We start from the raw sequence: 26784 nt of genomic DNA on the forward strand, positions 1-26784 counted from the left end.
CAGTTATCAGGAAACCGCCAGAGCCTCAGGCCCTGGCGGTTTTTTTATGCCTGAAATACCAGTTTGCCGTTACACAGGGTGTGGCTGACCTTGCCCGGTGCGGTCTGGCCAATGAACGGGCAGTTGGCACCCTTGGATAGCCAGTTCTGGCCAATCTGACTGTCGCTGGCCGGGTTGAACAGGGTAATGTCCGCCCGTTCGTCCAGTGCCAGGCGTCCGGCGGGCAGATTCAGTGCCTGGGCCGGACCGCAGGTCAGGCGCGACAGCAGGGCTGGCAGTTCCAGCAGGCCGTCGGCAACCAGGGTCAGGGCCAGCGGCAGGAGTATCTCGATACTGCTGATGCCCGGTGCCGAGGCGGCAAAGGGGACGCGTTTGGCTTCCTGCTCGTGGGGCTGGTGGTGCGAAGCAATGGCCTGCACCACGCCACTCTGAACGGCTTCACGCAGGGCGCGACGATCCTGACTGCTGCGCAGCGGCGGTTGCACATGCAGCAGGCTGGAAAACCCCTGCAGGTCTTCGTCGCAGAGCAGTAACTGGTACATGGCCACATCGGCGCTGACGCGCAAGCCACGGGCTTGGGCGGTGGCCAGCATATCCATGGCGCGGGCACTGGTCAGGCCGCTGAAATGGGCCTGCACACCGGTCTGCTCGACCAGCAGCAGGTCGCGGGCCAGGGCCACGGTTTCAGCGGTTTCCGGAATGCCAACCAGACCCAGGCGCGATGCGGTCGGGCCTTCATGGGCGCTGCCGCCTTCGGCGATGTCGGCGTCCTGGGGCATGAAAATCACCGGAAGATCAAAGCCGGCAGCGTATTCCAGCGCCCGGCGCAGGATGCGGTTGCTCTTCATCGGTGCCAGACCCTGGGTAAAGGCCACACAACCGACATCACGCAGGGCCACCAGCTCGCTCAGGTGTTCGCCGTCGAGGCCGCGGGTCAACGCGCCGAGCGGGAATACCCGCACCTGACCGGCGCGCTCGGCACGATCAAGAATCAGCTCGGCTACCGCCGGGGTATCCAGCACCGGCTGGCTGTCCGGCAGACTGCACAGGCTGGTCACGCCACCGGCTGCGGCGGCGCGGGTTTCGCTGTCGATGGTGCCCTTGCGGCTGCGGCCCGGCTCACGCAGGCTGACGTTGAGGTCGACCAGTCCGGGGCTGGCGATCAATCCGCGGGCATCAATTTTCTGGTTGGCGACAAAGCCTTCGGGCGCGGCGCCGATACCGACGATATGACCGGCGGCAATATGCAGATCGGTGATCTGGTCAAACTGGCTGGCCGGGTCTATGACCCGGGCGCCTTCAATGCTCAGTCGCATGCTGTGCTTCCTGGTTATGCTGACGTTGGCTGCTCTGACCGGCCATGGCCATGGACATCACGGCCATGCGCACGGCGATGCCGTAGGTAACCTGATTGAGGATCACCGACTGCGGGCCGTCCGCCACTTCCGATTCGATTTCCACGCCGCGATTGATCGGTCCCGGGTGCATGACCAGCGCGCCTGGTTTGGCCAGCGCCAGGGTCTCGCGGGTCAGGCCGTAGAGCCGGTAAAACTCGCCTTCGCTGGGCAGTAGCCCGCTTTGCATGCGCTCCTTCTGCAGGCGCAGCATGATCACCACATCAACATCACGCAGACCGATGCGCAGGTCATTGAAGACCCGCACACCGTATTGCTCGATGCCTGAGGGCAGCAGGGTGCGCGGGGCGATCACGCGAATATCCGGACAGCCCAGGGTTTTCAGCGCCAGCATGTTCGAGCGCGCCACCCGTGAATGCAGAATGTCGCCGACGATGGCCACCGAGAGGTTGCGGAAGTCACCGGCATGCCGGCGGATGGTCAGCATGTCGAGCATGGCCTGGGTCGGGTGCGCGTGGTTACCGTCACCGGCATTGATGATCGCCACATCCGGGCACACGTGCTCGGCGATAAAGTGTGCGGCACCGGAGTCGCCATGGCGCACCACAAACATGTCGGCAGCCATGGCCTCAAGGTTGCGCAGGGTGTCGTACAGCGTCTCACCCTTGCTGGTCGAGGAGGTTTGAATGTTCAGGTTGAGCACGTCGGCGGACAGGCGCTTGGCCGCCAGCTCGAAGGTGGTGCGGGTGCGGGTGGAGTTTTCGAAGAACACGTTGCACACGGTCTTGCCGCGCAGCAGCGGGACTTTTTTAACCGCGCGTTCACCCACTTCGAGGAAGGAGTCGGCGGTATCCAGTAGCTCGGTCAGGATTTCGCAGGACAGGCTCTCAATGCTGAGGAAATGTCGCAACTGGCCCTGATGATTCAGTTGTAGGTGGCGTGATGGCGTACTCATGGGCCTCTCAGTGCTTGGCAGCGGGATTCAGGGTCAGTTGCAGCGGGTCTGGACCGGTCAATTTTATCCGTTGCCCGGCGGGCAGGGCCAGTGTTGCGCCAAGGATGTCGGCCCGGATCGGCAGTTGCCGCGCTTCGATGTCGACCAGGGTGACCAGCGTGACCGAGGCGGGTCGGCCGTAATCGAACAGCTCGTTCAAGGCGGCGCGAATGGTGCGGCCGGTCATCAGTACATCGTCGACCAGGATCAGATGGCGATCCTCGACGCTGAAAGGCAGGGCTGAGGGGCGCACGCCCTGGGGCAGGCCGTTCTGCTCGAAGTCGTCTCGGTAGAAGGCGATATCCAGGGTGCCGAGCGGCGCGTCCGGCAGACACAGGGCCTGCAGTTGCTCGGCAATCCACACGCCGCCGGTATGAATGCCGACCAGCGCCGGGTCATTGAATTGGCGCTTATGTAGATAGTCGGTCAGATCGCTGGCCATGCGCTGCAGCAGCGGTTTGACCTCGGGCAGGGTACTCATGGCATCTCCTTGGGTTGGTCACCTAGCCAGGTTTCCAGCAGCAGCGCAGCCGCCAGACTGTCGACCGGATTGTCGCGGTAACTGGCCGGTGTGCGGCCGCTGTCACGTACATGCTGTTTGGCTTCAAAGGTACTCAGGCGTTCATCAATGCAATGTACCGGCAGGTTGAAGCGGCCATGCAGGCGCCGGGAAAACTTCTCTGCCCGCGCGCTCATGTCGCTGGGGCTGCCATCCATGTTCAGTGGCAGCCCGACGACCAGGCAGTCGGGCTGCCATTCCTGGATCAGGCGGGCAATCTGTTCCCAGTCCGGGACACCATCACGGGCCCGCAACACGCTGACGGGTTCGGCCCGGCCGGTCAGGGTGCCCCCCACCGCCACACCGATCTGTTTGGTGCCGTAGTCAAAGGCCATGGCGCGGCGCGCTGCACTCATGCGTGCCCGGCCTGGCTGGTCAGCAGGTGCAGATCAACGCCCAGGCTGCGTGCAGCAGCGGCCAGGCGTTGCTCGCTGGGCAGGTCGAAGAGGATATGTTCATCCGCCGGGCAGCTAAGCCAGACGTTGTCGATCAACTCCTGATCAAGCTGACCGGCACCCCAGCCGGCATAACCCAGGGCGATCAATGCGCGCTGCGGGCCAATGCCGTGGGCGATGTCCGGTAGCACATCCCGCGAGGTAGTCAGGGTCAGCGGGCCGAGGTCCATGCTGGCTTGCCAGCGCTGGCCGCCATCATGCAGGACAAAGCCACGGTCGGTCTGTACCGGTCCGCCGTTGTATACCGGCAGGCTGCTGCGCAGGTCCGGGGTATCAATGGCAGGCTGCAGTTGATCGAGAATGTCGCTGAGGTCCAGCTCACTGGGTTGGTTGACCACCAGCCCCATGGCGCCTTCGGCACTGTGGTCACAAAGGTAGATCAGGCTGTTGACGAAACGCGGATCGGCCATGTGGGGCATGGCCAACAGAAAGTGGTGCTTGAGGTAGCTCGATGTGGTTTTGCTCATGACCCTAGTATTGGGCTTTGCAACCCAAGCTTCAAGCCTTGGCGCAGGTCGACCGGAATGGGCCGAGGCTGGCGCGAATTCAGAAGCTGGACACCCGGTCGCCCGGCTCGAAGCGCCAAGTGCGGATGATCTCCAGCACATCCACATCCATCAGGTCGCCAGTAAAAGGGGCGTAGGGCGAGGCCAGACGTACGATGCGGATGGCGGCATTGTCCAGTACGCGGTGACCCGACGACTCAAGGATCTGTACGTCGCGCAGGGTGCCGTCGCGGTTGATCGCCACCAGCAGGCGCAGACTGCCGTATATGCGGTTTTCGCGGGCTTCTGCCGGGTAGTTTTGATTGCCGATGCGTTCGACCTTGCGGCGCCAGTCATCCTTGTAATACGCACCTTTGTCCTGCATGGTCGAGGCGGCGTTCAGGCGGTGCACTCGAGGGCGATTGGCGTACTGCTGGCGCTCTTCTGCCAGTTGCGCCTCGAGACTGGCAATCTCGCTGCTCAGGCGCTGGATGTCGAAACGCTGATTGGCCGGGTTGGCCGGGACCGACTCCGTCTGTGGCGCCTCCAGCTGCAGGCGTTCAGGGCTGGGTGCACGGGTGGTGACAACCGGTAACGCGACCTGGGGTTCCGGTGGCGGTGCGGTGGCTTCCTGGGGGGGGCTGACCTCATTGATCTGGTCGCTCTGGAAAACCGCTTCTTCTGTGGTGCTGGGCGCGGCTTTATGTTCCAGGGTGCCGCTGCCTTCCTGGTTGACCTGGGCCAGATAGTCAGCCTGCTCCGGCGGTCGGTCACTGGGCTGGGTCGCCAGGGTGATTTCCAGAGTTTTCGACAGCTCGCTGGGGCTGGGCAGGTCAAAGGTGATGCCGAGGATGACAAGGGCATGCACGACCCCGGCGAGAAACAGGGTAAAACCCAGACGGTCACGTGCGGTCACCGTCACGCTGGCGGGGCTGTTAATCAAATCCGGGGCTGTCGCTGCTGTATTCATGCTGTCCATAGTGGCCGTTGCGGGCAATCCTGCCAAAGTCTGCCGCGCCGGCCGCTAAAAGTCTATGCACGCGTGCGTGCTTTGAGAAGCTGGTCAATGGCCTCCATCAGTTGGCCGCCGATGTCAGTGTTGTAGGCTGCATCAATTTCACGGATGCAGGTTGGACTGGTGACATTGATCTCGGTCAGATAGTCGCCGATCACATCCAGGCCAACAAACAGCAGGCCGCGTGCCTTCAGGCTCGGTCCTACCTGGTTGGCGATCCAGCGGTCGCGCTCGGTCAGCGGGCGGGCCTCGCCACGACCGCCGGCGGCCAGATTGCCACGGGTTTCGCCCTGTTGCGGAATGCGCGCAAGACAATAATCCAGCGGCTCGCCATCAATCATCAGGATGCGCTTGTCGCCATCGACAATCTCGGGCAAGTAGCGCTGCGCCATGATTTGCTGGCGGCCATGATCGGTCAGGGTTTCAATGATCACACTGAGGTTTGGATCGCCTTCGCGGATGCGAAATATCTGCGATCCACCCATGCCATCGAGCGGTTTGAGAATGACGTCACGGTGTTGTTTGGCAAAAGAGCGCAGAATGTCGCTGCGTCGGGTAACGATGTTTTCTGGCGTGCACTGGGGGAACTGGGTAGCGAACAACTTTTCGTTGCAGTCGCGCAGGCTGGCAGGTCGATTGACGATCAGCACGCCTTCGCGCTCGGCAGCTTCGAGTATGTGGGTGGCATACAGAAACTCGTTATCGAAGGGCGGATCCTTGCGCATCAGGATCACATCCAGCGAGGCGAGCGATTGCTGGCTGGCGTCACCCAGCTCAAACCAGCGTTGCGGGTCGGCAAAGACCTGCAGGGGGCGTATGGAACCCATGGCCTGGCCGTTGGCCAGAAACAGGTCCTCGGGCTCCATGTAGAAGAGTGTCCAGCCGCGTTTTTGGGCGGCGAGCAGCATGGCCAGGGAGCTGTCTTTCTTGTAGTGGATTGACTGAATCGGATCCATCACGATGCCAAGACGTATACTCATGCTATAAGGCTTCCGCTTCAAAGGGCTGGGAGTCACAGAGTGTACTCTCTGCTCGGGTCCGGGTGAAGGTTGACTAATGGCTCTGGATGTCTCATACCTGACGCATCGGGACAAAAAGCATAAAAACGCGTTGCTCAATAGATTGACTGGATAAACTATGTTAAAAGTACGCGAAAAGGGATTGGCTGGTTGTACGCTTGGCGCCATGCCGTTTGCGCAAACGACCCACCATCAATAACAAGGGCTGGTCATATGGAAGAAAATTTCGAAAGCCTGAAAGTCATGGTGATTGACGACAGCAAGACGATTCGTCGAACGGCAGAGACTTTGCTCAAGAAGGTTGGATGTACGGTCATCACCGCCGTTGACGGCTTTGACGCATTGGCCAAAATCGCAGACAACCACCCCGATATCATCTTTGTCGACATCATGATGCCACGGCTTGATGGATATCAGACCTGTGCGCTGATCAAGAACAACAGTGCGTTCAGGTCCACGCCGGTGATCATGCTGTCCAGCAAGGACGGCCTGTTCGATAAGGCCAAGGGGCGTATCGTTGGCTCGGATCAGTATCTGACCAAGCCGTTCAGCAAGGAAGAGTTGTTGGGTGCAATCCGCGCCCATGTTCCGCAATCTGATGATTTAGCGGGTGCCTCCGGGGTTTGATCCTGGAGTACCCATCGCCATATCGGGGGAGTCAAATGGCCCGCATTCTCGTAGTAGATGATTCGCCGACCGAGCTGTATAAGCTGACCGGCATGCTGGAAAAACATGGTCATGAAGTGCTCAAGGCCGAAAACGGTGCCGATGGCGTTGCCCTGTGTCGCCAGGAGAAGCCCGATGCCGTGCTGATGGATATCGTCATGCCCGGTCTCAACGGCTTTCAGGCCACCCGGCAGTTGACCAAGGATTCTGAAACAGCGCATATCCCGGTGATTATCGTGACCACCAAGGATCAGGAAACCGACAAGGTCTGGGGCAAGCGTCAAGGCGCGCGTGACTATCTGACCAAGCCGGTTGAAGAGGCTACGCTGATCTCGACCTTGAAGTCCGTGCTGGGAAGCTGACCTTCCCCGCACATTGCCGCATAACAACCAGAACAGGCTCGGCATGGCAGAAACAATACACCCCTTCGATATTCTTCGGCAGCTGGAGCAGCGGTGTCGCAGTCAGGCCATCGGTCTGCCTGCGCAGGACGTGCTCAGTGAAACCTGGAGCGGTGTCGGTTTCAGGGTGGCCGGCCAGCCCATGGTTGCGGCCATGGGGGAGGTTAGTGAAATCCTGCACGAACCCCGTTATACCGCCCTGCCCAGGGTCAAGACCTGGGTCAGAGGGGTTGCCAACGTGCGCGGCCGCCTGTTGCCGATCGTTGATCTCAGCCGTTTCTTTGGGTCTACCCTAACTATTCCACGCAAACAGCGACGCGTTCTGGTGCTTGACCGGGATGATCTGTTCGTTGGCCTGCTGGTGGATGAGCTTCTGGGTATGCAGCACTTTCCGGTTAACCATTTTTCTACAGACTTGCCCACCCTCGACGAGGTCTTTCGACCCTTCGTGGTGGGAGCTTATGTCCAGGACACCCCCACATTGGTGTTCAACTTCCGGGCATTGGCACGTGATCAGGCGTTTCTTGATGTGGCGATCTGATCAGGGGGCGACCGGCCAGTCCGGTAACGCGACAGACATGAGTAACAACAAGAACCATGTGGTAGGCCAGGTAGGGGCCAGATGATGAAAAAGCTCGATATACAGTTACTGTCCACCATGCGAAGCAATCGTACGCTCAGCGGCCTGTTCGTGGCGCTGATTCTTTCGTTGCTGCTGCTGTTCGTCAACTTCCTGTACCTGAACATCCAGAGTGGTTATGACACGGAATACATCGGTCACGCCGGTGAGCTGCGCGTACTCTCGCAGCAGATTTCCAAGACCGCGACCGAGGCCGCCGGTGGTAACGCCGAGGCCTTCGGCCAGCTGCGCGAAGCCCGTGACGACTTCCAGGCGCGCTGGAACTACCTGACCGATGGTCGCCAGGAAACCGGTCTGCCCGCCACGCCGTCGGCATTGCAGGAGCCGCTCGCACTGGCTCAGGCTGACTGGGATCGGGTACGGGTCAATGCTGACAGTATTATCTCCAGCCAGACCACGGTACTGACGCTGAATGAGGTTGCCCTGACCCTGGCTGACACCATTCCGCAGATGCAGATTGAGTACGAAGACGTGGTGGAAGTGCTGATCGATATCGGCGCGCCAGCGGACCAGGTCGCCATCGCCCAGCGCCAGGCACTGTATGCCGAACGAATCCTCAACTCGGTCAACAGTGTGTTGGCGGGTGGCGACGACGCCGTGATGGCGGCAGAGAACTTCCGGGTCGATACCAGCCTTTATGGTGAGGTTCTGCAGGGCATGTTGCAGGGCAATGCGACCATGGGTATTCAGCAGGTGACCGACTTTGAAGCCGTGCTGCTGCTGGAGTCGATTGCCGAGCAGTTCACCTTCGTATCCGATTCGGTTGAAGAAATTCTGCTGACCTCCCCCGAGCTCTATGACGTGAGCCAGGCGGCTACCAGCATCTTTGACGACTCCCAGTTGCTGCTGGAAAACGTATCGACCCTGACCCAGGGTTTTGAAGCCCGCAGCGATGCGCGCTGGATCAACACCCTGTTCGGTTACGTTTTTGGTCTGATCGCGCTGGGTAGCATTCTGCTGATCGGTGTGCAGATGACCCGCGAGACGCGCCTGCGTCTGGCCGAAACCGCCGAAAAGAATGACAAGAACCAGGCTGCGATTCTGCGTCTGCTGGATGAGATCGCTGACCTTGCAGACGGTGACCTGACAGCGGAAGCGACGGTATCCGAAGATTTCACGGGTGCCATTGCTGACTCCATCAACTTTACCATCGACCAACTGCGCGCCCTGGTCGGCACGATTAACGAGACCGCCTTGCGGGTATCGACGGCGGCCCAGGAAACCCAGGGCACGGCGATGCATCTGGCCGAAGCATCCGAGCACCAGGCGCAGGAAATTGCCGGTGCCTCTGCTGCTGTGAACGAAATGGCCGTGTCGATTGACCAGGTATCCGCCAACGCCGCCGAGTCAGCTGCGGTAGCGGAGCGCTCGGTAGCCATCGCCGGTCGCGGTAACGAGGTGGTGCAGAACACCATCACCGGCATGGATACTATTCGCGAGCAGATTCAGGACACTTCCAAGCGGATCAAGCGACTGGGTGAATCGTCCCAGGAGATTGGTGACATCGTAAGTCTGATTAACGATATTGCCGACCAAACCAACATTCTGGCATTGAACGCGGCGATTCAGGCCTCCATGGCCGGTGATGCAGGTCGAGGCTTTGCGGTGGTTGCGGACGAAGTACAGCGACTGGCAGAACGTTCCTCAGCGGCGACCAAGCAGATCGAGGCACTGGTAAAAACCATTCAGACCGATACCAACGAAGCGGTTATCTCGATGGAGCAGACCACCTCGGAAGTAGTTCGTGGAGCACGACTGGCACAGGATGCGGGTGTGGCACTGGAGGAAATCGAAAAGGTATCCACCAGCCTTGCAGCCTTGATTCAAAACATCTCCAACGCGGCACGTCAGCAGGCATCTTCTGCGGGTCACATCTCCAACACCATGAACGTGATTCAGGAGATTACCTCGCAGACGTCCGCGGGTACTACCGCTACCGCGCGCAGCATTGGCGATCTGGCCGCCCAGGCCGAGTCGATGCGCGAGTCGGTTGCCGGCTTCACGTTGCCCAATCAGTAATACCAGGAGCGCGGGCGGCCTCAGGGCAGCCCGCCAGCCGGCATGAGCGAAGGACATACTGTGCAAAGAACGCCTAATTGGTCATTGCAGCAACTGCCGGAGATGGATTCTCAGCAATTCCATCAGTGGCAGTCGTTGCTTGAGGCGCGAACCGGTGTTTGCGTCAATGACCAACGTAAGGTGTTCCTGCAAACCAGTCTCTGTGCGCGCATGCGGGAATTGCAGATCAGCGATTACCAGGCCTACTACGAGCACGTTACCGATGGCCCTACCGGTGCCATCGAATGGTCTGCCCTGATCGACAAGCTGACGGTGCGCGAAACCAGCTTCATGCGTCATCGTCCGTCCTTTGATTGCGTTTCCCGGCATTTGCAAAGTCTGCTCAAGACACGGCCGGCTGACCGCCCGCTGCAGCTCTGGAGTGTGGGTTGTGCCAGTGGTGAGGAGGCCTATTCACTGGCCATCATCAGTGAGCAGAGTCTGCTCAGCCAGCCCGTCGAGCAACGTCCCGGCTATGGCATCTGGGCTACCGATATCAGTCTCAAGGCCCTGGAGCAGGGCCGTGCCGGACAGTTCAGCGCAGGCCGCCTGGGTGGCCTGACCGAGCTGGAGCGGAGCAAATGGTTGCATCTTTCCGATAGCGGGCAGTACCAGATACTGCCGGCTCTACGTGAACGTATCTGCTTTACCAGGCTGAACATCCTGGAACTGGCCCAGGCCCCGATTCGGGACCTGGATATCATCTTTTGCCAGAACCTGCTTATCTACTTCCGCCGCTGGCGGCGTCGCGACCTGCTGAATCTGCTGGCCAAACGGCTGGCACCAGGTGGCATGCTGGTCATCGGCCTGGGTGAGATAGTTGACTGGAACAACCCCCTGCTGGAGCGTCTGCCCGATGAACGGGTACAGGCTTACGTGCGGCGGGATACTCATGAAAGTCTGGAGTGAATATGGGTGATCGGCATGATTATGTCGCCCTCGACTGGGTCAAAGGCGAAATTTCCGAGACGCTGAATCAGGCGCGTCAGGCCCTTGAAGCCTTTGTTGAGAATCCTGGCGACTCGACCCGGCTGCGTTTTTGTCTGACCTATATTCATCAGGTTCACGGCACACTGCAGATGGTCGAGTTCTACGGCGCAGCCCTGCTCGCTGAAGAAATGGAAAAGCTGGCACAGGCGTTGATGCACGGTGCTGTCAGTCGCGAGAGCGAGGCGCTGGATGTGCTCATGCAGGGCATCCTGCAATTGCCTACCTACCTTGATCGGGTCCAGAGCGGACGGCGCGATCTGCCGCTGGTTCTGCTGCCATTGCTGAATGACATGCGCACGGCCCGAGGGGAAAAACTGCTCTCGGAAAACGCCTTGTTCAGCCCCGACGTCGACACCGGTAATCCGATTGATGAGTCGGAGCGGCTGACCAACTTCAATGACGAACACACCATCTGGCAGTTGCGCAAACTACGCCAGGCCATGCAGGTGTCCCAGGCCGCGATCATTCGCTCGCAGGATGTGGAAGTCAACGCACGCCAATTAGGCAAAGGCTACGGTCGTCTGCAATCACTGTGTCAGGGTTCGGCCTATGCCGACCTGTGGGCGGCGTTTGCCGGCGTGGTCGAGGGGATTGAACACGGTACCATCGATAATGGTGCGGCTATTCGACAGCTGCTGCGTCAGGGTGATCGCGAAGTGCGCAGCCTGCTGGAGCAGGGCGCAGCGGCGCTGGACAACCCGCCAGCACCCGAGTTGCTGCGCAATCTGCTGTTCTATGTGGCGAAAAGCCCGGGCGGTAGCGTGCGTCTGGATGCGCTCAAGCAGCGCTATCAACTCAAGGCCCTGCTGACCGAGGACGATATTGCCAACCAGGCCACCGGCTCGCGCCTGGTCGGCCCGGATCGCAGTGCCATGAAATCAGTGGTTGATGCGCTGGGTGAAGAGCTGTTGCAGGTCAAGGATCAGCTCGATCTGTTTGTCCGCAGTGATCGCCAGCAACTGGATGGTCTTGCTTCGCTGGCACCGGCGATCAAACAGATTGCCGATACCCTGGCCATGCTCGGCTTGGGGCAGCAGCGTCGGGTTCTGCTCGAGCAGGTTGATCTGGTCGAACAGATGGTGGGCGGTCGCTCGGCAGTGAATGATGCCGGCCTGATGGATATCGCCGGTGCGCTGTTATACGTGGAAGCCAGCCTGCAAGGGATCCTGGGTATCGAGCGCAGCGACAACAGTGCGGCAGCCTCGGATATGCAGCGCCTGGCTGCCGCCCAGGATATGACCCTGGTGCACCAGCAGGTAGTTCAGGAAGCGCGTAATGCGCTGGAGCAGACCCGCGAAGCCATCAATGCCTTTATCGCCAGCCAATGGGATCACAGCCAGCTCGAGCCGGTCAGTGACCTGCTGAACAGTGTGCGTGGTGGTCTGGCCATGTTGCCACTGGAACGTGCCGCTACCACCATCGGTGCCTGTCGCCGTTATATCGATCAGGAACTGCTTGAACCGCGCAAGGTGCCAGGCTGGGTAGAACTGGACGCCCTGGCGGACGTGATTACCAGCGTCGACTATTACCTTGAGCGACTGGCTGAAGACGATGCTGAACGCAGTGACAATATTCTCACTGTTGCAGAAGATCGCCTGGCCACACTGGGCTATGGATTGAACGGCCAGCCGGCCAGGACGGACAGTGTCCAGCCGGTTGAAGACGAACTGGTCGATACCCTGCCGGATGTTGAACTGGAGCTATTGTCAGATCTGCCCGACCAGCCTGTCGAGGATGAGGCACCCGAGCTACTGGAATTCGATAGTCCTGATCTTGCCCACGAGCTGGACGAAACAACTGATGACATCTCGGATGAGGCGTTAGTACCGCCGGTCATCGAGGTGGAGGAAGAGCTGCTGCTTGACGCGGATGAGCAGACGCCTGCGCAAAGCGATGAGGCGGACAGCGACACGCTGGCGTTCGACTCCGCTACGCTTGAGTCAGGCCAGGAAGCCGAAGCCGACACACCTGCGCCGGTTGCCCCGCAAGTGTCCTCTGCTGAGGTCGAGGAAGACGAAGACGAGCTTGATGAAGAGCTGATTGAAATCTTTGTTGAAGAAGCAGGCGAGGTGCTCGACACCCTGACCGAATACACGCCGTTGTGGCAGGCTGATTCCGAGGATCACAAGTCCCGAGCCGAAGTGCGCCGTGCCTTCCATACCCTCAAGGGCAGTGGTCGGATGGTCAAGGCCAGTGTGCTGGCAGAGCTGGCCTGGTCGGTCGAGAACATGCTGAACCGGGTAATCGATCGCAGCATTGAGCTGACGCCGAGCATCTTCGAGGTGATGAATGCTGTACGGGGCTTGATGCCGCAACTGGTTGAGGACTTCTCCCAGGGTCAACAGCATATGTTGCCCGAGGTCGAGCGCCTGTCGCGCCTCGCCGATGCCTTGTCCCAGGGCGAGAGCATTGAGGATCTGACAGCGCTTGCCGAGTCAGAGAGTCCATCCGCAGAACATAATGAAGACCTGCTCGAAGAGCCGATCACAGGCGAAGAGATTGAAGCGGTTTCGCTATCGGACTTGCCGACGGACGAGCCGGACTGGGCGCTGCCAGAGGACGGGCAGGCGGACGCGGATGAAACGGATGCCGCGACTGAATGGGATACCCTGGGCGAGCTGCCAGTGGTTGAGGTCGAGGACCAGGAGCCGGTTGCAGAGACCCTCGATTCCGAATTCGAGGCGATTGCTGAACAGTCGGAAGAGCAGCCATTTGCAGCCGATGTCAGTACCGAGATAGTCGCCGAAACCGGGCTTGACCCGATTCTGCTGGATATTTTCCGCAACGAAACCCAGTCACATATCGAGCAGATCAACGCCTTTATCAGCCAGTGCCAACAGGCCTTGCCACGTCCGATCAGTGATGCCTTGCAGCGTGCCCTGCATACGCTCAAGGGCAGTGCACATATGGCTGGCATTCAGCCGATCGCCGTGGTGGCAACGCCGCTTGAACGATTGGCCAAGGACTTCAAGGCCAATCTGGTTCCGGCCGAGCAACCCCTGGTTGATTTGCTCAGTGAAGCAGTCGAGATGATTGAAGCCGGTATCGTGCAGCTTGAGCACGCGCCAGAGCTTGAACTGCCCGGCACTGAGAGTTTCCTTGCGCGGGTCGAAGCCCTGCGCGAAGCCGGGCTGGCTGCGCGGCACAGCAGCCGCAGCGACCTGGACGAAGGCAGCGTCGGGAATGTGGGTTTGCTGTCGATTTTCCTGACCGAAGGCATTGATCTGTTGATGGATGCCGCCGATCTGCTCGACAGTTGCGAGCCGGGTGATTTGTCGGTCATCGACCTGCGTGACATGCGGCAAAGTCTGCGTGCCCTGGGTGAAGTGGCTGCCGAGGTGGATCTGCAGCCGATTGAAGGCTTGTGCCAGGCCCTCGAAGATGTCTATGAAGCCGTCAGCAACACCAGTATCGACGCCGATCAGTCGGTTATTGACGCGCTGTCCGTTGGCCATGAACGCCTGATTGGCATGATGGACCAGGTGGCTGCCCATCAGCATATTGCCTCGGCAGCCAACGAGTTGGCTGCACTCCAGGCGCTGTTGCCGCATCCGGTCATCAGCGCGCCAAGTGCTCCGACGGCAAGCCCCGTATTGGCTGCGAGTGTACCGGCAGCGCTGGCGGGTGGTACCTGGAATCCCGGTGATGCCGGTACCGATGCCGAGTTGGTCGAGATATTCCTCGAGGAAGCACAGGAAATCATTGATAGCGCCTCTGCCAGTCTGCAGAAGTGGCTGAGCGATACCGGCAATACCCTGGCGGTAGAATCCCTGCAGCGTGACCTGCACACCCTCAAGGGTGGCGCGCGGATGGCCGAGATTCCGCCGGTGGGCGATCTGGCGCATGAACTTGAATTCTTGTATGAGGGCCTCTGTGCCCAGCGTTATGAGCCCAGCGAGGGTCTGAGCGAATTGCTGCATGCCTGTCATGACAGCCTCGCCGAGATGGTCGAGGGTGTGATTGCCGGTCGACCGATCAGCGATGGCAGTGGACTGATCAGCAGCATCAAGGGCTATCGGGCCAATCCGCACTTGTCGCCGCAACTACCGGGTAGCCTGCAAGCCGCTCACAACGAGCTTGCCCCAGTGTCTGAGGTTGAGCAGGCGAATACAGCAGAGCAAGCCGTGCAGAGCGCTGCGCCGAGTGATGATCCGCTGTTGGGCATGTTCCTTGAAGAAGCCCGTGAGCTGCTGTCACCCTGTCCCGATCTGTTGCTGCAGTCGGCGGAAGACAGTACCTCGGCAGCGAATCTGCTGCACCGTATCCAGACGCTCAAGGGCAGTGCCAGAATGGCTGGCCAGGCAGCGCTGGCCAACAGTGCGCGTGATCTTGAAGCGGGCTTGCAGACCGGCCGTGATCCGCAGATGCTGGGCGCCCAGTTGCAGGCACTGATGGCGGGTATCGAGCAGCTTGGTCAAGGGGTCAGTGATGCCCCGGCCAACTGGAACATGCCGCAGGTCCAGCCCGCCGCTACCGTTGCCGCGACTCCGGTGGTGGACGCCTCGCGCCAGACCCTGGCGCAGGTCAAGCAGATACTGCAGCAGGCCATGCAGAGCGGTGAAACCGCTGAAGAAGCCGCCAATCAGCGCGTCAGCGGGCAGGAGACCGTCAAGGTGCCGGCCAAATTGCTCGAAGAGCTGGTCAACCTGGCGGGTGAAACCTCGATTTTCCGCGGCCGGGTTGAGCAGCAGGTCAGCGATCTGGGTGCAACCCTGAACGATATGGACAGCACCATCGAACGTGTGCGCGATCAGCTGCGCCGTCTTGATATGGAGACCCAGGCGCAGATTCTGTCGCGTCACCAGGATGAAATCGCACAGCAGGGTTACGAGGACTTCGACCCGCTGGAAATGGACCAGTACTCGCAGTTGCAGCAGTTGTCGCGCTCACTGTTCGAGTCCGCGTCTGACTTGATGGACTTGAAGGAAACCATCGCCGCCAAGAGCCGCGACGCGGAAACCCTGTTGCTGCAGCAGGCGCGGGTCAATACCGAGTTGCAGGAAGGTCTGATGCGCACCCGCATGGTGCCCTTTGACCGCTTGTTGCCGCGCATGCGCCGCGTTGTGCGCCAGGTTGCCGGGGAGCTGGGCAAGCAGGTCGCGCTGGATATCGGCAGTGCCGAAGGTGAAATGGATCGCAGCGTACTGGAGCGGATGATTGGTCCGCTGGAGCACATGCTGCGTAATGCCGTTGACCACGGTATCGAAATGCCGGATCTGCGCAGCACCCGTGGCAAGGCCGTGGAAGGCAAGATTCGCCTGGATCTGCACCGTGAGGGCGGTGAAATCGTTCTGACCCTGTCCGACGATGGCGCCGGTATCAACCTGGACGCCGTGCGCCGCAAGGCCATCGAGCGTGGCTTGATGGATGCGGATGCCGACCTGACCGATCAGGAAGTCCTGCAGTTTATCCTGGAGGCCGGTTTCTCCACGGCGGACAAGGTCACACAGATTTCCGGCCGCGGCGTCGGCATGGACGTGGTCAATGCCGAGGTCAAACAGCTCGGCGGCAGCATGAGCCTGGATACGCGGCCCGGTGAGGGCAGTACCTTCAGTATTCGTCTGCCCTTCACCGTATCGGTCAACCGGGCGCTGATGGTGTATTCCGGGGATGATCTGTACGCCATTCCGTTGAACACCATCGAGGGTATCGTGCGGGTTTCCGGCTATGAGCTGGAAGCCTACTATTCGCCGGATGCGCCGCCCTTCGAATATGCCGGCAAGCGTTATGATCTGCGCTACCTCGGCGACCTGCTGGTGACCGGCCAACAGCCGCGTCTGAGTGGTCACAGCCTGCCCCTGCCGGTGATTCTGGTGCGCGGTGCCGATCATACGGTTGCCGTTCAGGTTGACTCTCTGGCTGGTTCGCGGGAAATCGTGGTAAAGGGTCTGGGCAAACAGTTTGCGGTAGTGCCGGGTATTTCCGGTGCGACCATCCTCGGTGATGGCCGTGTGGTGGTGATTCTTGACCTGCTGGCAGTGATTCGTGCGCAGCAGGCGTTGCAGTCGCAGCAGCGACTGGCTGCTGAGCGTGCCCAGGCCGCGATCGAGCTGGCCGATGAGCGCTCCACCCTGGTCATGGTGGTGGATGACTCGATCACCGTACGCAAGGTGACAACGCGCTTGCTGGAACGTCATGGCATGGAAGTCATCACCGCCAAGGACGGGGTTGAGGCTATCGCCCGCCTGCAGGATATTCATCCCGACATCATGCTGCTGGATATTGAAATGCCGCGCATGGACGGGTTTGAAGTCGCTACATTGGTTCGCCATGATCAGCGCCTCAAGGACCTGCCAATCATCATGATTACCTCGCGTACCGGTGAGAAACACCGTGACCGAGCCAGGAGCATCGGGGTTAATGACTACCTCGGTAAGCCCTATCAGGAAAGCCAGTTGCTGGAAGCGATTGGTAACCTGGTCAAGGTTCGTGACTGATCAGGCTGCGCCGGCCGTCGCCCTGTTGGCGGTCAACGCCGAAAAACGCGCGCTGTTACAGCGGGTGCTTAGTGAGTTTGGCTATCAGGTAAGTTTTGCCGGAGAGCCGAGTGGCCTGGACTGTGAGGCCCTGGCGAATATCTCGGCTGATCTCTGGTTGCTGGAACTGCCGGATGAGTCAGCGCTGTCCGATTGGCTGCTCGAACACAGTGATGTGCCGGTCTTGCTCGGTGCCGGAGAGGTGCCCGATCTGGACAGCGAGGATTATCCGCGCTGGGAACGACGTCTGTATGGCAAGTTGATCCCTCTGCTCGGAGAGGTGCCGGGCGGACGCATTCCGCGGCTCGCGGGAGGCCAGGATGCGCCTGCCACTGCCGGAGAACAGCCGCATCAGGCGCCCAGCGTCTGGTTGCTGGCGGCATCATTGGGTGGCCCGGATGCGGTCAAAGCCTTTCTTGACCGCCTGCCCGCCGAGTTACCCGTGGCCTTCGTGTATGCCCAGCATATCGATGCCGGTTTTGAAACACGGCTGCCGACCATCATCGGGCGGCACAATGCCTGGCGTGTGATCAACTGCGTTCAGGGCGCGCCGTTGCAGGCTGGCGAAGTCCTGATTGCACCGATCAAGCGACGACTGGGTTTCAGTCCACAGGGTTGCGTGGAATTACACGAGGACGGCTGGCCAGGACCCTACCAGCCGTCCATCGAAACCATGCTCGACGAGGTTGCCAGGGCCTTTGCTCCGGCCTGCGGGGCGATCATTTTCAGCGGTATGGGCGAAGACGGCGTGGCTGCCTGTGGCCGTTTGCGCAATCAGGGCATACCGGTCTGGACCCAGGACGCAGGCAGTGCAACCTGTGAGGTCATGCCCATGGCTGTAGCCGATGCCGGTTACAGCAGTCTGCAGGGCTCACCGCAGTTGCTCGCCGATGCATTGCGCGACTGGTTGGCGCAGGAATGGCCGCTGGCGCTGTAGTGCCCATTGAATCAAGAGGAAGTTAGGCATGTCCGATGCACTGGAAAGTTTGAACGGTCTGGTTGTTCCGCTGAGCGAGCAGGGCTTGTTATTGCCAAACGTCGCGGTAGCCGAATTGGTCGGTTTCAGGTTGACGCGGGTTGCCGACAACGCCCCGGCCTGGTTTCTCGGTTGGACCCAGTGGCGTGAGCAGGTTGTGCCCCTGGTCGACCCCTATATTCTGATGGGCCAGACGCCGGCAAGCAGCGAACGGCCACCGCGGACCTTGATCCTTAACGCAGTGGGCGAGCGTGCCGGCGTGAATTTTGTCGGTCTGCGCATCTTCAGTATTCCGCGGTCACGCAAGGTGGTTCGCGGTGAGATCAATGCGCTGGAGCTGCACGGCGAGTATATCCAGCAGGCCGTACAGCTGGCCGAAGAACCCGAGGTGCTGGTTATTCCGGACCTGGCCGCCATTGAGGACGAACTGGATAAAGCCGGATTGCTGCGCCCCTGAGTTTGTTCAGATCGGAAAGCTCAGGCGCGCTTCGGTACCGCCACCCGTGCGATTCAGCAGTTGTACCGTAGCACCATGTGCCTCGGCAATTCGCTTGACGATGGCCAGGCCCAGTCCCGTGCCCTTGGTCGTCCGGGCGCGGTCACCGCGGGTGAAAGGAGTAAAGAGTGCCTCGCACTCAGTTGGATCAATACCCGGTCCGCGGTCAAGCACGGCAACGACCAGATAGGGCTTGGCGGCTGAGCGGGTCACATAGGTACAGACCTCGATGCCATCGCGGCCATGGGTCAGGGCGTTTTCTATCAGGTTGGCCATCACCCGCTTCATTGACAGGCGTCGCAGCGGAATGCGCGGCACCGGCTCCAGACACAGTCTGACGTTCTCTTCTCCGGTATTCAGCGGCGCGATGACCTCGCGAATGATGTCGTTGATGTCTTCGGGATCAGCGGACTCGGTACTGCCATCGCGCATGAAGGCCATGAACTGGTCAAGAATCGCATCCATGTCCTCGATATCGCGAATCATGCCTTCGGTCAGGTCCGGCTCGGCGCTGGACAGCAGCTCGGTGGACAGGCGCATACGTGTCAGTGGCGTACGCAAATCGTGTGAAACGCCTGCCAGCAGCAGCGATCTGTCACGATTTGCCTGCTCCACATCATCGGCCATCTGATTGAAGGCGCGATAGACTTCGGCAATTTCCTTGGGGCAGCTGGTGTCAAGCAGGTGCACACTCTGGCCGCGACCAATACGCTGGGCAGCCTGTTCAAGCTTCTTCAAGGGTTGGTTCAACTGGCGCACAAAAATCCAGGCGGCGGCGGTCGACAACACACCAATCAGCCCCAGCCAGAGCACCACCATCCAGACCCGTGCGCCCCTTAGCGGATGCGCATAGAGTGGTACCTTCAGCCAATGGCCCTGGTGGCTGGGTTGATGCACCCAGATGGCCGGTTCACCCTGAATACGCACACGCACATCGGTCTGATCACCGAGTTCATGGCGCATCTGTTTGGTAAAAATGCCGGTGTAGGGCCAGTGGACTTCCCCGCGTGGCACCTGATCATGGGGGATCAGCTGCATGCCGGTCATCTTCTCAATGTCGTCCCGGGTTTGCTCGTCACTGGCCCAGTAGGCGCTGATCAGCATAGCCGTACCGTGACTGTACTGACGGTCCACCAGCAGGTCTTCATTGCTCATCAGATAGAGCATGGTCAGAAGCTTGGAAAACAGTGTGACCAGGAGTACCAGCAGGATGGTCCGGGCAAAAAAGCTACGCGGCAGCAGAGGGTGCCATCCCGGACCACCCTTCACGAATTTTTACCGTCCGGTACAAAAACGTAACCCACACCCCAGACAGTCTGGATATAGCGTGGCTTGGATGGATCGGGCTCGAGCATGCGGCGCAAGCGCGAAATCTGCACGTCGATCGAACGTTCCAGGGCGTCCCACTCACGACCGCGGGCCAGCTGCATCAGCTTGTCACGGGTCAGGGGTTCACGCGGATGTTGAACGAGGGCCTTGAGTACGGCAAATTCACCGGTGGTGAGCATGTGAACTTCATCGCCACGTCGCAACTCACGGGTAGCCAGGCTGAGAAGAAACTCGCCGAAGGTGACTTCTTCGTCTTCACCGCCCGGCGCGCCGGGCACTTGGGGTGCCTGACGGCGCAGCACGGCCTTGATCCGGGCGACCAGTTCACGCGGATTGAAGGGCTTGGGCAGGTAATCGTCGGCACCCTGTTCGAGACCGAGAATACGGCTGGTCTCGTCACCCTTGGCTGTCAGCATGATGATCGGCGTGGTGTTTTCCTGATCGCGCAAGCGCTTGCAGGCGGTCAGGCCGTCTTCGCCGGGCAGCATCAGATCGAGCACGATCAAGGCATACAGCTCGCGAGCCAACAGCCGGTCCATCTGCTCGGTGTTTTCCACCGCGCGAACACGATAACCCTGCTCGGTAAGAAAGCGTTCGAGCAAACGACGCAAACGCACATCGTCATCAACAATCAGGATTTTCTCGCCTTCGCTAGTCATACCCGTACTCACCTTGATTAAGTTGTAAGCATTGTGGCTGAAGCCACCTGTTTTGTTGCTCAGGCATTGTTACAAGAGGTTTCTTTTGTACAAGTTTTTGGCGCAAATGGCCATCCCCTGATGCGCACCCCACGGCGTGATCAGTCGGTTATACTGCCCGACCAGTCAGTTGAAGCGGATATTGTCAGTATGGATTCCATTGTCTCGCGCATCGCCAATGAACTTGCGGTCAAACCGGAACAGGTCGATGCCACCGTCAGGCTTCTTGATGAGGGTGCCAGCGTGCCCTTCATTGCCCGTTACCGCAAGGAGGTCACCGGCAGTCTGGACGACACACAGCTGCGCTACCTGGAGGAGCGTCTGCGCTACCTGCGCGAGATGGAAGAGCGTCGACTGAGCATTCTTGCCAGTATCACCGAGCAGGGCAAACTGACCGCCGAGCTTGAGCGTGATATCCGACAGGCGGATACCAAGACCCGGCTTGAAGACCTCTATCTGCCGTACAAACCCAAGCGCCGGACCAAGGGCCAGATTGCGCTGGAGGCGGGACTGGGGCCGTTGGCCGAAGCCCTGTATGCCAATCCCGAACTGAATCCGGAAAATGAGGCACAGGCCTTTATTGATAGCGACAAGGGTGTAGCTGACGTCAAAGCCGCCCTGGATGGCGCCAAATACATTCTCATGGAACGTTTCAGCGAGCAGGCCAGCCTGATTGACAGTCTGCGCCAGGCGCTGCGCCAGGATGGTCGGGTGGTCTCCAGGCTGGTGCCGGGCAAGGAAGAGGAGGGTGCCAAATTCCGCGATTACTTTGACTATGCCGAAGCACTCAGCAAGGTGCCCTCGCACCGTGCGCTGGCGATTCTGCGTGGCCGTAACGAAGGCATCCTGAGTATTGCCCTGGAATTGGGTGAGGCTGATACGCCATCCACTGCCATGCACCCCTGTGAAGGGATTATCGGTCAGACCGTGGGTATTCGCGACCAGGGTCGCGCCGCCGACAAGTGGCTGGCCGAAGTGGTGCGCTGGACCTGGCGGGTCAAGCTGCTCGGGCATCTGGAAACCGAACTGCTCGGTGACTTGCGTGAAGCCGCCGAAGACGAGGCCATTCGGGTGTTCGCCAACAACCTCAAGGATCTGCTGCTATCGGCCCCGGCCGGCCCACGGGTTACGCTGGCGCTGGACCCGGGTCTGCGCACCGGGGTCAAGGTGGTGGTGGTGGACGCCACCGGCAAGCTGGTGGACTACACCACCATCTTTCCGCACGCCCCGCGCAACCAGTGGCAGGAATCCCTGACCGTGCTGGCGGCGCTGTGCCAGAAACACAAGGTCAGCCTGATTGCCATCGGCAATGGTACGGCCTCGCGGGAGACCGACAAGCTGGCGGCTGATCTGATGACACTGTGCAAGATCCCCGGCCTGCAAAAGATCATGGTCTCCGAAGCGGGCGCCTCTATTTATTCTGCCTCGGAACTGGCGGCCAAGGAGTTTCCCGATCTGGATGTGACCTTCCGTGGCGCGGTTTCCATTGGCCGCCGTCTGCAGGACCCGCTGGCTGAACTGGTGAAGATCGAGCCCAAGTCGATCGGTGTTGGCCAGTACCAGCATGACGTATCACAGGTGAAACTGGCCCGTAGTCTGGACGCGGTGGTCGAGGATTGCGTGAATGCCGTTGGCGTGGACCTGAATACTGCTTCAATGCCGTTGCTGACTCGGGTGTCCGGTTTGAATCCGAGTATTGCCCAGAACATTGTGGACTATCGTGACCAGCACGGCGCCTTTCGCAGCCGCAAGGAGCTGCTCAAGGTCAGCCGCCTGGGTGACAAGACCTTTGAACAGGCTGCCGGTTTTCTAAGGGTGATGGATGGCGACAATCCGCTGGATGCCTCCGCCGTGCATCCGGAAGCCTATGTGCTGGTTGAGCGTATTGCCAGCCAGACCGGCCGTGATATTCGCAGTCTGATCGGTGATTCGGCCTTCCTGCGCAAGGTCGACCCCAAGGCCTTCACCGATGAACACTTTGGTGTGCCAACCATCACCGATATTCTCAAGGAACTGGACAAGCCCGGTCGCGACCCGCGTCCTGAATTCAAGGCCGCCGCCTTTCAGGAGGGGGTTGAGAGCCTGAAGGATCTGAAGCCGGGCATGCAGCTTGAAGGGGTCGTCAGCAACGTGGCCAACTTCGGTGCCTTTGTCGATATCGGTGTGCACCAGGATGGTCTGGTGCATATTTCCATGCTCTCGCACCAGTTCGTCAAGGATCCCCGCGAGGTGGTCAAGGCCGGTGATATTGTGCGGGTCAAGGTCATGGAGGTGGATATCCCCCGGCAGCGCATCAGTCTGAGCATGCGCATGGACGATGAGCCCGGTGCCGGCAAGTCCCAGCCATCCGAACGCGGCCGTCCCGAGCGGAGTCGTGAAGGGGGTCGCAATACCGCAGCTGCTGGCAAAACGCCTGAGCCGAGTGCTACCTTTGCCAACCTGTTCGCCAATGCCAAGAGTCTGAAGAAGTCCTGACATGAGTCTGCACCCTAATCTTGACGAGTTCGCGAGGAATCGCATGAGCGCTTTTACCAAATTGCTGGGGCTGGAGTTTCAGTCCATCGACAAGGGCACCTGTACCCTGTCGCTGGTCATTACCGAAGCGCATTTCAACTCCACCGCCCGGGTGCATGGCGGAGTGATTTTTTCCCTGCTTGACTCGGCCATGGGCGCCGCTGCCTTCAGCGTACTGGACCCCCACGAAAGCACGGCTACAGTGGAATGCAAGATCAACTACACGCGCGCCGTCACCGGTGGCGAGTTGAGTTGTGTTGGCAAGGTGGTGCATGCCGGTACCCGCACCGTGGTGGTGGATGGTGAAATCTGGCAGGACGGTGCCCTGGTAGCCAAGGCGCTCGGCACTTTTGCCCGGATCTGAACAACCGCAGCCGCTGACGCAAGCTGTGCGCCAGCGCAACTGACTTTCTGAGGAGTGGCAGCATTGTCACCAACGTTAAGCGATACCCTGATACTGCTGGCTGAACCGGCCCAGCGCGAACGCCTGCGCGGTTGCCAGCACGGCATCGAGAAGGAAAGTCTGCGCACCACCCCGAGTGGAGAGCTGGCGACCACAGCGCACCCGCTGTCCCTCGGCTCGGCCTTGACCCATCCGAGCATTACTACCGATTACTCCGAGGCCCTGCTGGAGCTGATCACGCCGGTCAGTACCAGTCTCGAGAGCTTGTTCGAACACCTCGACACGACCCACCGCTTTGTTTATGCCGAACTGGGTGATGAGCTGCTGTGGACCGAATCCATGCCCTGTCGGTTGCCCGAGGTAGACGCGGACATCCCGATTGCCTGGTATGGCACCTCGAATGTCGGCATGCTCAAGCATGTCTACCGGCGTGGTCTGGCGATCCGTTATGGCAAGGCCATGCAATGCATCGCCGGCATCCACTACAACTTTTCGCTGCCGCCACAGCTCTGGCGCATCCTGCAGGAGCAGGAAGGCGACACGCGCTCGGCGCAGGATTACCAATCCGATCGCTATATGCGGCTTATCCGCAACTTCCGACGCTATGCCTGGCTGTTGATGTATCTCTTCGGGGCCTCGCCAGCAGTCTGTGCGAGCTTTCTGCAGGGCCGCGACCACAAGCTGCTGCCACTGGGTGAGAAAAGCCTTTACCTGCCCTATGCCACCAGCCTGAGGATGAGCGACCTGGGGTATAACAACAATGCCCAATCCGGCCTGAACGTCTGCTACAACAACCTCGACAGCTACATTGACAGCATGCTCGAGGCCATCAGTCTGCCCTATGAGCGTTATGCGCAGATGGGCACCCATGATGTCCGGGGTGAGTGGCAGCAGCTGAATACCAACCTGTTGCAGATCGAGAACGAGTTTTACAGCCCGATCCGGCCCAAGCGCGTGACCCTGAGCGGCGAAAAGCCGGTGCATGCGCTGGCGTCTCGCGGCGTGGAATACATAGAAGTCCGCTGCATGGATATCGACCCCTTCGTGCCTCTGGGTATCGAGCCGTCGACCGCACGCTTCCTCGACAGTTTCCTGTTGTTCTGTGCGCTGGACCAGAGCCCGGCATTGACCGAGGACGGTTGCAACGAAACCTCGGCCAACTTTGCCCTGGCGGTCAAGCGGGGTCGTGAGCCAGGTTTGCAATTGCATGATGAGGGGCAGTCGCGGAGCTTGAAAGACTGGGGCCTGAGTCTGCTTGAGAGCATTGCCGCCTGCGCAGGCTTGCTGGACAGCACGCATCAGACCCAGGCCTATTCAGAGAGCCTGATAGTGCAGCGCAACAAGCTTGAGGATGCCGCGCTAACGCCTTCAGCGCGGGTGCTCGAAGCTATTGCGGCGCAGGGCAACAGCTTCTTCCGCTTCGCCCTGAGTCAATCCGAGGCACATCGGCGGTATTTTCTGGAGCGGCCTTTGAGTGCTGAACAGACAGCGCTTTTCGAATCTCAGGCAGCGACTTCTCTGGCTGCCCAGGCGGATCAGGAAGCGGCCGACGACGTGCCCTTTGCAGACTTTGTCAGACGCTTTCTGGAGCAGGGTGTAGACGGCTGAGCCCGGCTTACTGGGTGATCAGGTTGGTAAACAACAGATCATCCACCAACGGGGCACCTTCTTCTTCTTCCAATACACTGCGCACCGCAGCCAGGGCATCGGCGCGCAGTTTTTCCTTGCTCTCCAGGCTGGCCAGATCATCAGCTGTCTGCTTGCCGAACAGCGTAACCAGTGCGTTGCGTATCAACGGGTCATGGTACTGGATGCGCGCTACGGCAGCGGGATCGTTGACGCGCAACGCCACATCGGCTTTCAGGTACTGGATGCGTGGCCCCGGGCCAATGGTACCAACGAAGGATGGCGTCAACTCGATGTACTGGGTTCCGGCAGCGGGTGCCGGCGTCTCCGCCAGCAGAGATGAAGACAGGCTTACAAGCAGGGCAAACAGGGCAAATCGGCTTAGCATCCTGGGGACTCCTTTAGGTTGCAGACAGAATAGCCGACTCCGCCTGCATCGCCAAACGCCGTCAGGCCTTATGGTGTTTGATCAATCAACAGCATTGTGATTGACCCGGCTCCCCCGCTTACGACTAGACTGTGACAAATCCCTGATAATGGAGACATCATGAAAGCCGTATTGTGCAAAGCCTATGGCCCCGCCAGCAGCCTGGTTCTGGAAGAAACCGCCGACCCGGTAGCCAAGCCGAATGACATCATTGTTGATATCCACGCCGCTGGTGTGAACTTCCCGGATACCCTGATCATTGAAGGCAAATACCAGGTCAAGCCGCCTTTCCCCTTTTCTCCGGGTGGCGAGGCGGCCGGTGTCGTGGCCAGCGTGGGTGACAAGGTCAAGCATGTGAAGCCCGGTGACCGGGTTATGTGTCTGACCGGTTTCGGCAGCTTTGCCGAGAAGATCGCTGTGGACGCCATGCGTGCGCTGCCCATGCCGGCTGATATGGACTTTGTCACTGCGGCTGGCTTCAGCATGACCTACGGTACCTCGATGCACGCTCTGAAGCAGCGCGGCGAGCTAAAGCCAGGGGAGACCCTGCTGGTTCTGGGCGCCTCAGGTGGTGTGGGCCTGGCCGCTGTTGAAATCGGTAAAGCCATGGGTGCACGGGTCATTGCCGCTGCCTCCAGCGCCGAAAAACTGGAAGTGGCCAAGGCTGCTGGCGCTGACGAGCTGATCAACTACAGCGAAGTCAGCCTCAAGGATGCAGTCAAGGAGTTGACCAACGGCCAGGGCGCTGACGTGATCTATGATCCGGTCGGCGGTGATCTGTTTGATCAGGCTGTGCGCTCGATCAACTGGAAGGGACGTTTGCTGGTGGTCGGCTTTGCCAGCGGCCGTATCCCGGAGTTCCCGGCTAATCTGGCACTGCTCAAGGGCTCATCCATTGTTGGCGTATTCTGGGGCGCCTTTGCTGCCCGCGAGCCACAGGTCAACCTGGAGAACTTCCAACAGCTGTTTGCCTGGTTCAGCGAGGGCAAGCTCAAGCCGCTGGTATCGCAAACCTATGCCCTGAACGAATACGAAGCCGCGCTGGAGATTCTTAGCTCCCGCAAGGCAGTCGGCAAGGTGGTCGTCAAGGTACGTTAAAGGCAGCGGCAAGCTTCAAGCGACAAGCTGTCTGAGTAGGGTGGACGTATTGAGTTATTGCCGATAGAAAGCCGTTGACAGGCATAGCGCTACCCCCAAACTGA

22 protein-coding genes are annotated in these 26784 nt (G+C 59.9%); 12 read left to right on the forward strand and 10 right to left on the reverse strand.

All coding sequences use genetic code 11. From position 1 onward, the window contains the following. Positions 1-44: 44 nt before the first annotated feature. The 7 genes from AC27HQ_RS10640 to gshB form a co-directional block, all read right to left on the reverse strand. Positions 45-1316: a dihydroorotase gene (locus AC27HQ_RS10640; protein WP_487156140.1), complete on the reverse strand. Its 1272-nt coding sequence runs from the start codon at positions 1314-1316 to the stop codon at positions 45-47. Next, positions 1300-2310, reverse strand: a complete 1011-nt coding sequence (locus AC27HQ_RS10645; protein ID WP_487156141.1) for an aspartate carbamoyltransferase catalytic subunit — start codon at positions 2308-2310, stop codon at positions 1300-1302. The genes AC27HQ_RS10640 and AC27HQ_RS10645 overlap by 17 nt, the downstream gene beginning before the upstream one ends. Positions 2311-2317: 7 nt before the next feature. Next, entirely contained in the window at positions 2318-2830 is a 513-nt protein-coding gene (pyrR, locus tag AC27HQ_RS10650) for a bifunctional pyr operon transcriptional regulator/uracil phosphoribosyltransferase PyrR (RefSeq protein WP_487156142.1), read from the reverse strand. After that, the gene (gene ruvX / locus AC27HQ_RS10655; RefSeq protein ID WP_487156143.1) at positions 2827-3264 is read right to left on the reverse strand and encodes a Holliday junction resolvase RuvX; all 438 of its coding nucleotides are present in this window, start codon (positions 3262-3264) and stop codon (positions 2827-2829) included. The genes pyrR and ruvX overlap by 4 nt, the downstream gene beginning before the upstream one ends. Next, positions 3261-3830, reverse strand: a complete 570-nt coding sequence (locus AC27HQ_RS10660) for a YqgE/AlgH family protein (protein ID WP_487156144.1) — start codon at positions 3828-3830, stop codon at positions 3261-3263. Before AC27HQ_RS10660 ends, ruvX begins: the two co-directional genes overlap by 4 nt. Before the next feature lie 79 nt (positions 3831-3909). After that, a complete protein-coding gene (locus tag AC27HQ_RS10665) occupies positions 3910-4818 on the reverse strand; it encodes a TonB family protein (RefSeq protein ID WP_487156145.1) in 909 nt (302 codons plus the stop codon). Positions 4819-4880: 62 nt separating this feature from the next. After that, positions 4881-5843: a glutathione synthase gene (gshB, locus tag AC27HQ_RS10670; protein ID WP_487156146.1), complete on the reverse strand. Its 963-nt coding sequence runs from the start codon at positions 5841-5843 to the stop codon at positions 4881-4883. 252 nt (positions 5844-6095) lie between these two features. On the opposite strand from gshB, the gene AC27HQ_RS10675 reads away from it, so the two are divergent. From AC27HQ_RS10675 to AC27HQ_RS10710, 8 genes are all read left to right on the forward strand, one after another. Then, entirely contained in the window at positions 6096-6509 is a 414-nt protein-coding gene (locus AC27HQ_RS10675) for a response regulator (protein WP_487156147.1), read from the forward strand. Positions 6510-6544: 35 nt separating this feature from the next. Continuing rightward, positions 6545-6910, forward strand: a complete 366-nt coding sequence (gene pilH / locus AC27HQ_RS10680; protein ID WP_487156148.1) for a twitching motility response regulator PilH — start codon at positions 6545-6547, stop codon at positions 6908-6910. 43 nt (positions 6911-6953) lie between these two features. Beyond that, positions 6954-7490: a chemotaxis protein CheW gene (locus AC27HQ_RS10685; RefSeq protein WP_487156149.1), complete on the forward strand. Its 537-nt coding sequence runs from the start codon at positions 6954-6956 to the stop codon at positions 7488-7490. Between the two features lie 84 nt (positions 7491-7574). Continuing rightward, positions 7575-9608 (forward strand): methyl-accepting chemotaxis protein, encoded by a 2034-nt coding sequence (locus tag AC27HQ_RS10690; protein WP_487156150.1) that lies wholly within the window; start codon positions 7575-7577, stop codon positions 9606-9608. A gap of 60 nt (positions 9609-9668) precedes the next feature. Beyond that, a complete protein-coding gene (locus tag AC27HQ_RS10695; RefSeq protein WP_487156151.1) occupies positions 9669-10556 on the forward strand; it encodes a CheR family methyltransferase in 888 nt (295 codons plus the stop codon). 2 nt (positions 10557-10558) lie between these two features. Beyond that, positions 10559-17074: a hybrid sensor histidine kinase/response regulator gene (locus tag AC27HQ_RS10700; RefSeq protein WP_487156152.1), complete on the forward strand. Its 6516-nt coding sequence runs from the start codon at positions 10559-10561 to the stop codon at positions 17072-17074. Then, positions 17067-18050, forward strand: coding sequence for a chemotaxis protein CheB (locus AC27HQ_RS10705; protein WP_487156153.1), 984 nt, complete (start codon positions 17067-17069; stop codon positions 18048-18050). Before AC27HQ_RS10700 ends, AC27HQ_RS10705 begins: the two co-directional genes overlap by 8 nt. 28 nt (positions 18051-18078) lie before the next feature. Next, on the forward strand, positions 18079-18546 hold the full coding sequence (locus tag AC27HQ_RS10710; protein ID WP_487156154.1) for a chemotaxis protein CheW: 468 nt from the start codon (positions 18079-18081) through the stop codon (positions 18544-18546). A 6-nt stretch (positions 18547-18552) separates the two neighbouring features. On the opposite strand, the gene AC27HQ_RS10715 is transcribed toward AC27HQ_RS10710, so the two are convergent. Together AC27HQ_RS10715 and ompR are read right to left on the reverse strand one after the other, a co-directional pair. Then, positions 18553-19854: an ATP-binding protein gene (locus tag AC27HQ_RS10715; protein ID WP_487156155.1), complete on the reverse strand. Its 1302-nt coding sequence runs from the start codon at positions 19852-19854 to the stop codon at positions 18553-18555. Then, positions 19851-20573, reverse strand: coding sequence for an osmolarity response regulator transcription factor OmpR (gene ompR, locus AC27HQ_RS10720; RefSeq protein ID WP_487156156.1), 723 nt, complete (start codon positions 20571-20573; stop codon positions 19851-19853). Before ompR ends, AC27HQ_RS10715 begins: the two co-directional genes overlap by 4 nt. Before the next feature lie 189 nt (positions 20574-20762). Here ompR and AC27HQ_RS10725 point away from each other — a divergent pair, with 189 nt between their 5' ends. The 3 genes from AC27HQ_RS10725 to gshA all read left to right on the forward strand — a co-directional run bounded on the left by AC27HQ_RS10725 (position 20763) and on the right by gshA (position 25137). Further along, a complete protein-coding gene (locus tag AC27HQ_RS10725) occupies positions 20763-23087 on the forward strand; it encodes a Tex family protein (RefSeq protein ID WP_487156224.1) in 2325 nt (774 codons plus the stop codon). A 43-nt stretch (positions 23088-23130) separates the two neighbouring features. Next, positions 23131-23490 (forward strand): PaaI family thioesterase, encoded by a 360-nt coding sequence (locus AC27HQ_RS10730; protein ID WP_487156157.1) that lies wholly within the window; start codon positions 23131-23133, stop codon positions 23488-23490. Positions 23491-23553: 63 nt separating this feature from the next. Then, positions 23554-25137: a glutamate--cysteine ligase gene (gene gshA, locus AC27HQ_RS10735; RefSeq protein WP_487156158.1), complete on the forward strand. Its 1584-nt coding sequence runs from the start codon at positions 23554-23556 to the stop codon at positions 25135-25137. A 7-nt stretch (positions 25138-25144) separates the two neighbouring features. Here the strand turns inward: gshA and AC27HQ_RS10740 are convergent, their stop codons facing one another. Beyond that, entirely contained in the window at positions 25145-25543 is a 399-nt protein-coding gene (locus tag AC27HQ_RS10740; RefSeq protein WP_487156159.1) for a flagellar basal body-associated FliL family protein, read from the reverse strand. Between the two features lie 159 nt (positions 25544-25702). Between AC27HQ_RS10740 and AC27HQ_RS10745 the strand changes: the two genes are divergently transcribed. Further along, positions 25703-26680, forward strand: coding sequence for an NADPH:quinone oxidoreductase family protein (locus AC27HQ_RS10745; protein ID WP_487156160.1), 978 nt, complete (start codon positions 25703-25705; stop codon positions 26678-26680). The last annotated feature ends 104 nt before the right edge of the window (positions 26681-26784 follow it).

The organism is Halopseudomonas sp. 4NH20-0008 (assembly GCF_057548395.1).

Excerpts from the sequence above, each read along its gene's own strand:
- AC27HQ_RS10640 (WP_487156140.1), bottom strand. The coding sequence starts at position 1,316 with ATGCGACTGAGCATTGAAGGCGCCCGGGTCATAGACCCGGCCAGCCAG.
- AC27HQ_RS10645 (WP_487156141.1), bottom strand. The coding sequence starts at position 2,310 with ATGAGTACGCCATCACGCCACCTACAACTGAATCATCAGGGCCAGTTG.
- pyrR (WP_487156142.1), bottom strand. The coding sequence starts at position 2,830 with ATGAGTACCCTGCCCGAGGTCAAACCGCTGCTGCAGCGCATGGCCAGC.
- ruvX (WP_487156143.1), bottom strand. The coding sequence starts at position 3,264 with ATGAGTGCAGCGCGCCGCGCCATGGCCTTTGACTACGGCACCAAACAG.
- AC27HQ_RS10660 (WP_487156144.1), bottom strand. The coding sequence starts at position 3,830 with ATGAGCAAAACCACATCGAGCTACCTCAAGCACCACTTTCTGTTGGCC.
- AC27HQ_RS10665 (WP_487156145.1), bottom strand. The coding sequence starts at position 4,818 with ATGAATACAGCAGCGACAGCCCCGGATTTGATTAACAGCCCCGCCAGC.
- gshB (WP_487156146.1), bottom strand. The coding sequence starts at position 5,843 with ATGAGTATACGTCTTGGCATCGTGATGGATCCGATTCAGTCAATCCAC.
- AC27HQ_RS10675 (WP_487156147.1), top strand. The coding sequence starts at position 6,096 with ATGGAAGAAAATTTCGAAAGCCTGAAAGTCATGGTGATTGACGACAGC.
- pilH (WP_487156148.1), top strand. The coding sequence starts at position 6,545 with ATGGCCCGCATTCTCGTAGTAGATGATTCGCCGACCGAGCTGTATAAG.
- AC27HQ_RS10685 (WP_487156149.1), top strand. The coding sequence starts at position 6,954 with ATGGCAGAAACAATACACCCCTTCGATATTCTTCGGCAGCTGGAGCAG.
- AC27HQ_RS10690 (WP_487156150.1), top strand. The coding sequence starts at position 7,575 with ATGAAAAAGCTCGATATACAGTTACTGTCCACCATGCGAAGCAATCGT.
- AC27HQ_RS10700 (WP_487156152.1), top strand. The coding sequence starts at position 10,559 with ATGGGTGATCGGCATGATTATGTCGCCCTCGACTGGGTCAAAGGCGAA.
- AC27HQ_RS10710 (WP_487156154.1), top strand. The coding sequence starts at position 18,079 with ATGTCCGATGCACTGGAAAGTTTGAACGGTCTGGTTGTTCCGCTGAGC.
- ompR (WP_487156156.1), bottom strand. The coding sequence starts at position 20,573 with ATGACTAGCGAAGGCGAGAAAATCCTGATTGTTGATGACGATGTGCGT.
- AC27HQ_RS10725 (WP_487156224.1), top strand. The coding sequence starts at position 20,763 with ATGGATTCCATTGTCTCGCGCATCGCCAATGAACTTGCGGTCAAACCG.
- AC27HQ_RS10730 (WP_487156157.1), top strand. The coding sequence starts at position 23,131 with ATGAGCGCTTTTACCAAATTGCTGGGGCTGGAGTTTCAGTCCATCGAC.
- AC27HQ_RS10740 (WP_487156159.1), bottom strand. The coding sequence starts at position 25,543 with ATGCTAAGCCGATTTGCCCTGTTTGCCCTGCTTGTAAGCCTGTCTTCA.
- AC27HQ_RS10745 (WP_487156160.1), top strand. The coding sequence starts at position 25,703 with ATGAAAGCCGTATTGTGCAAAGCCTATGGCCCCGCCAGCAGCCTGGTT.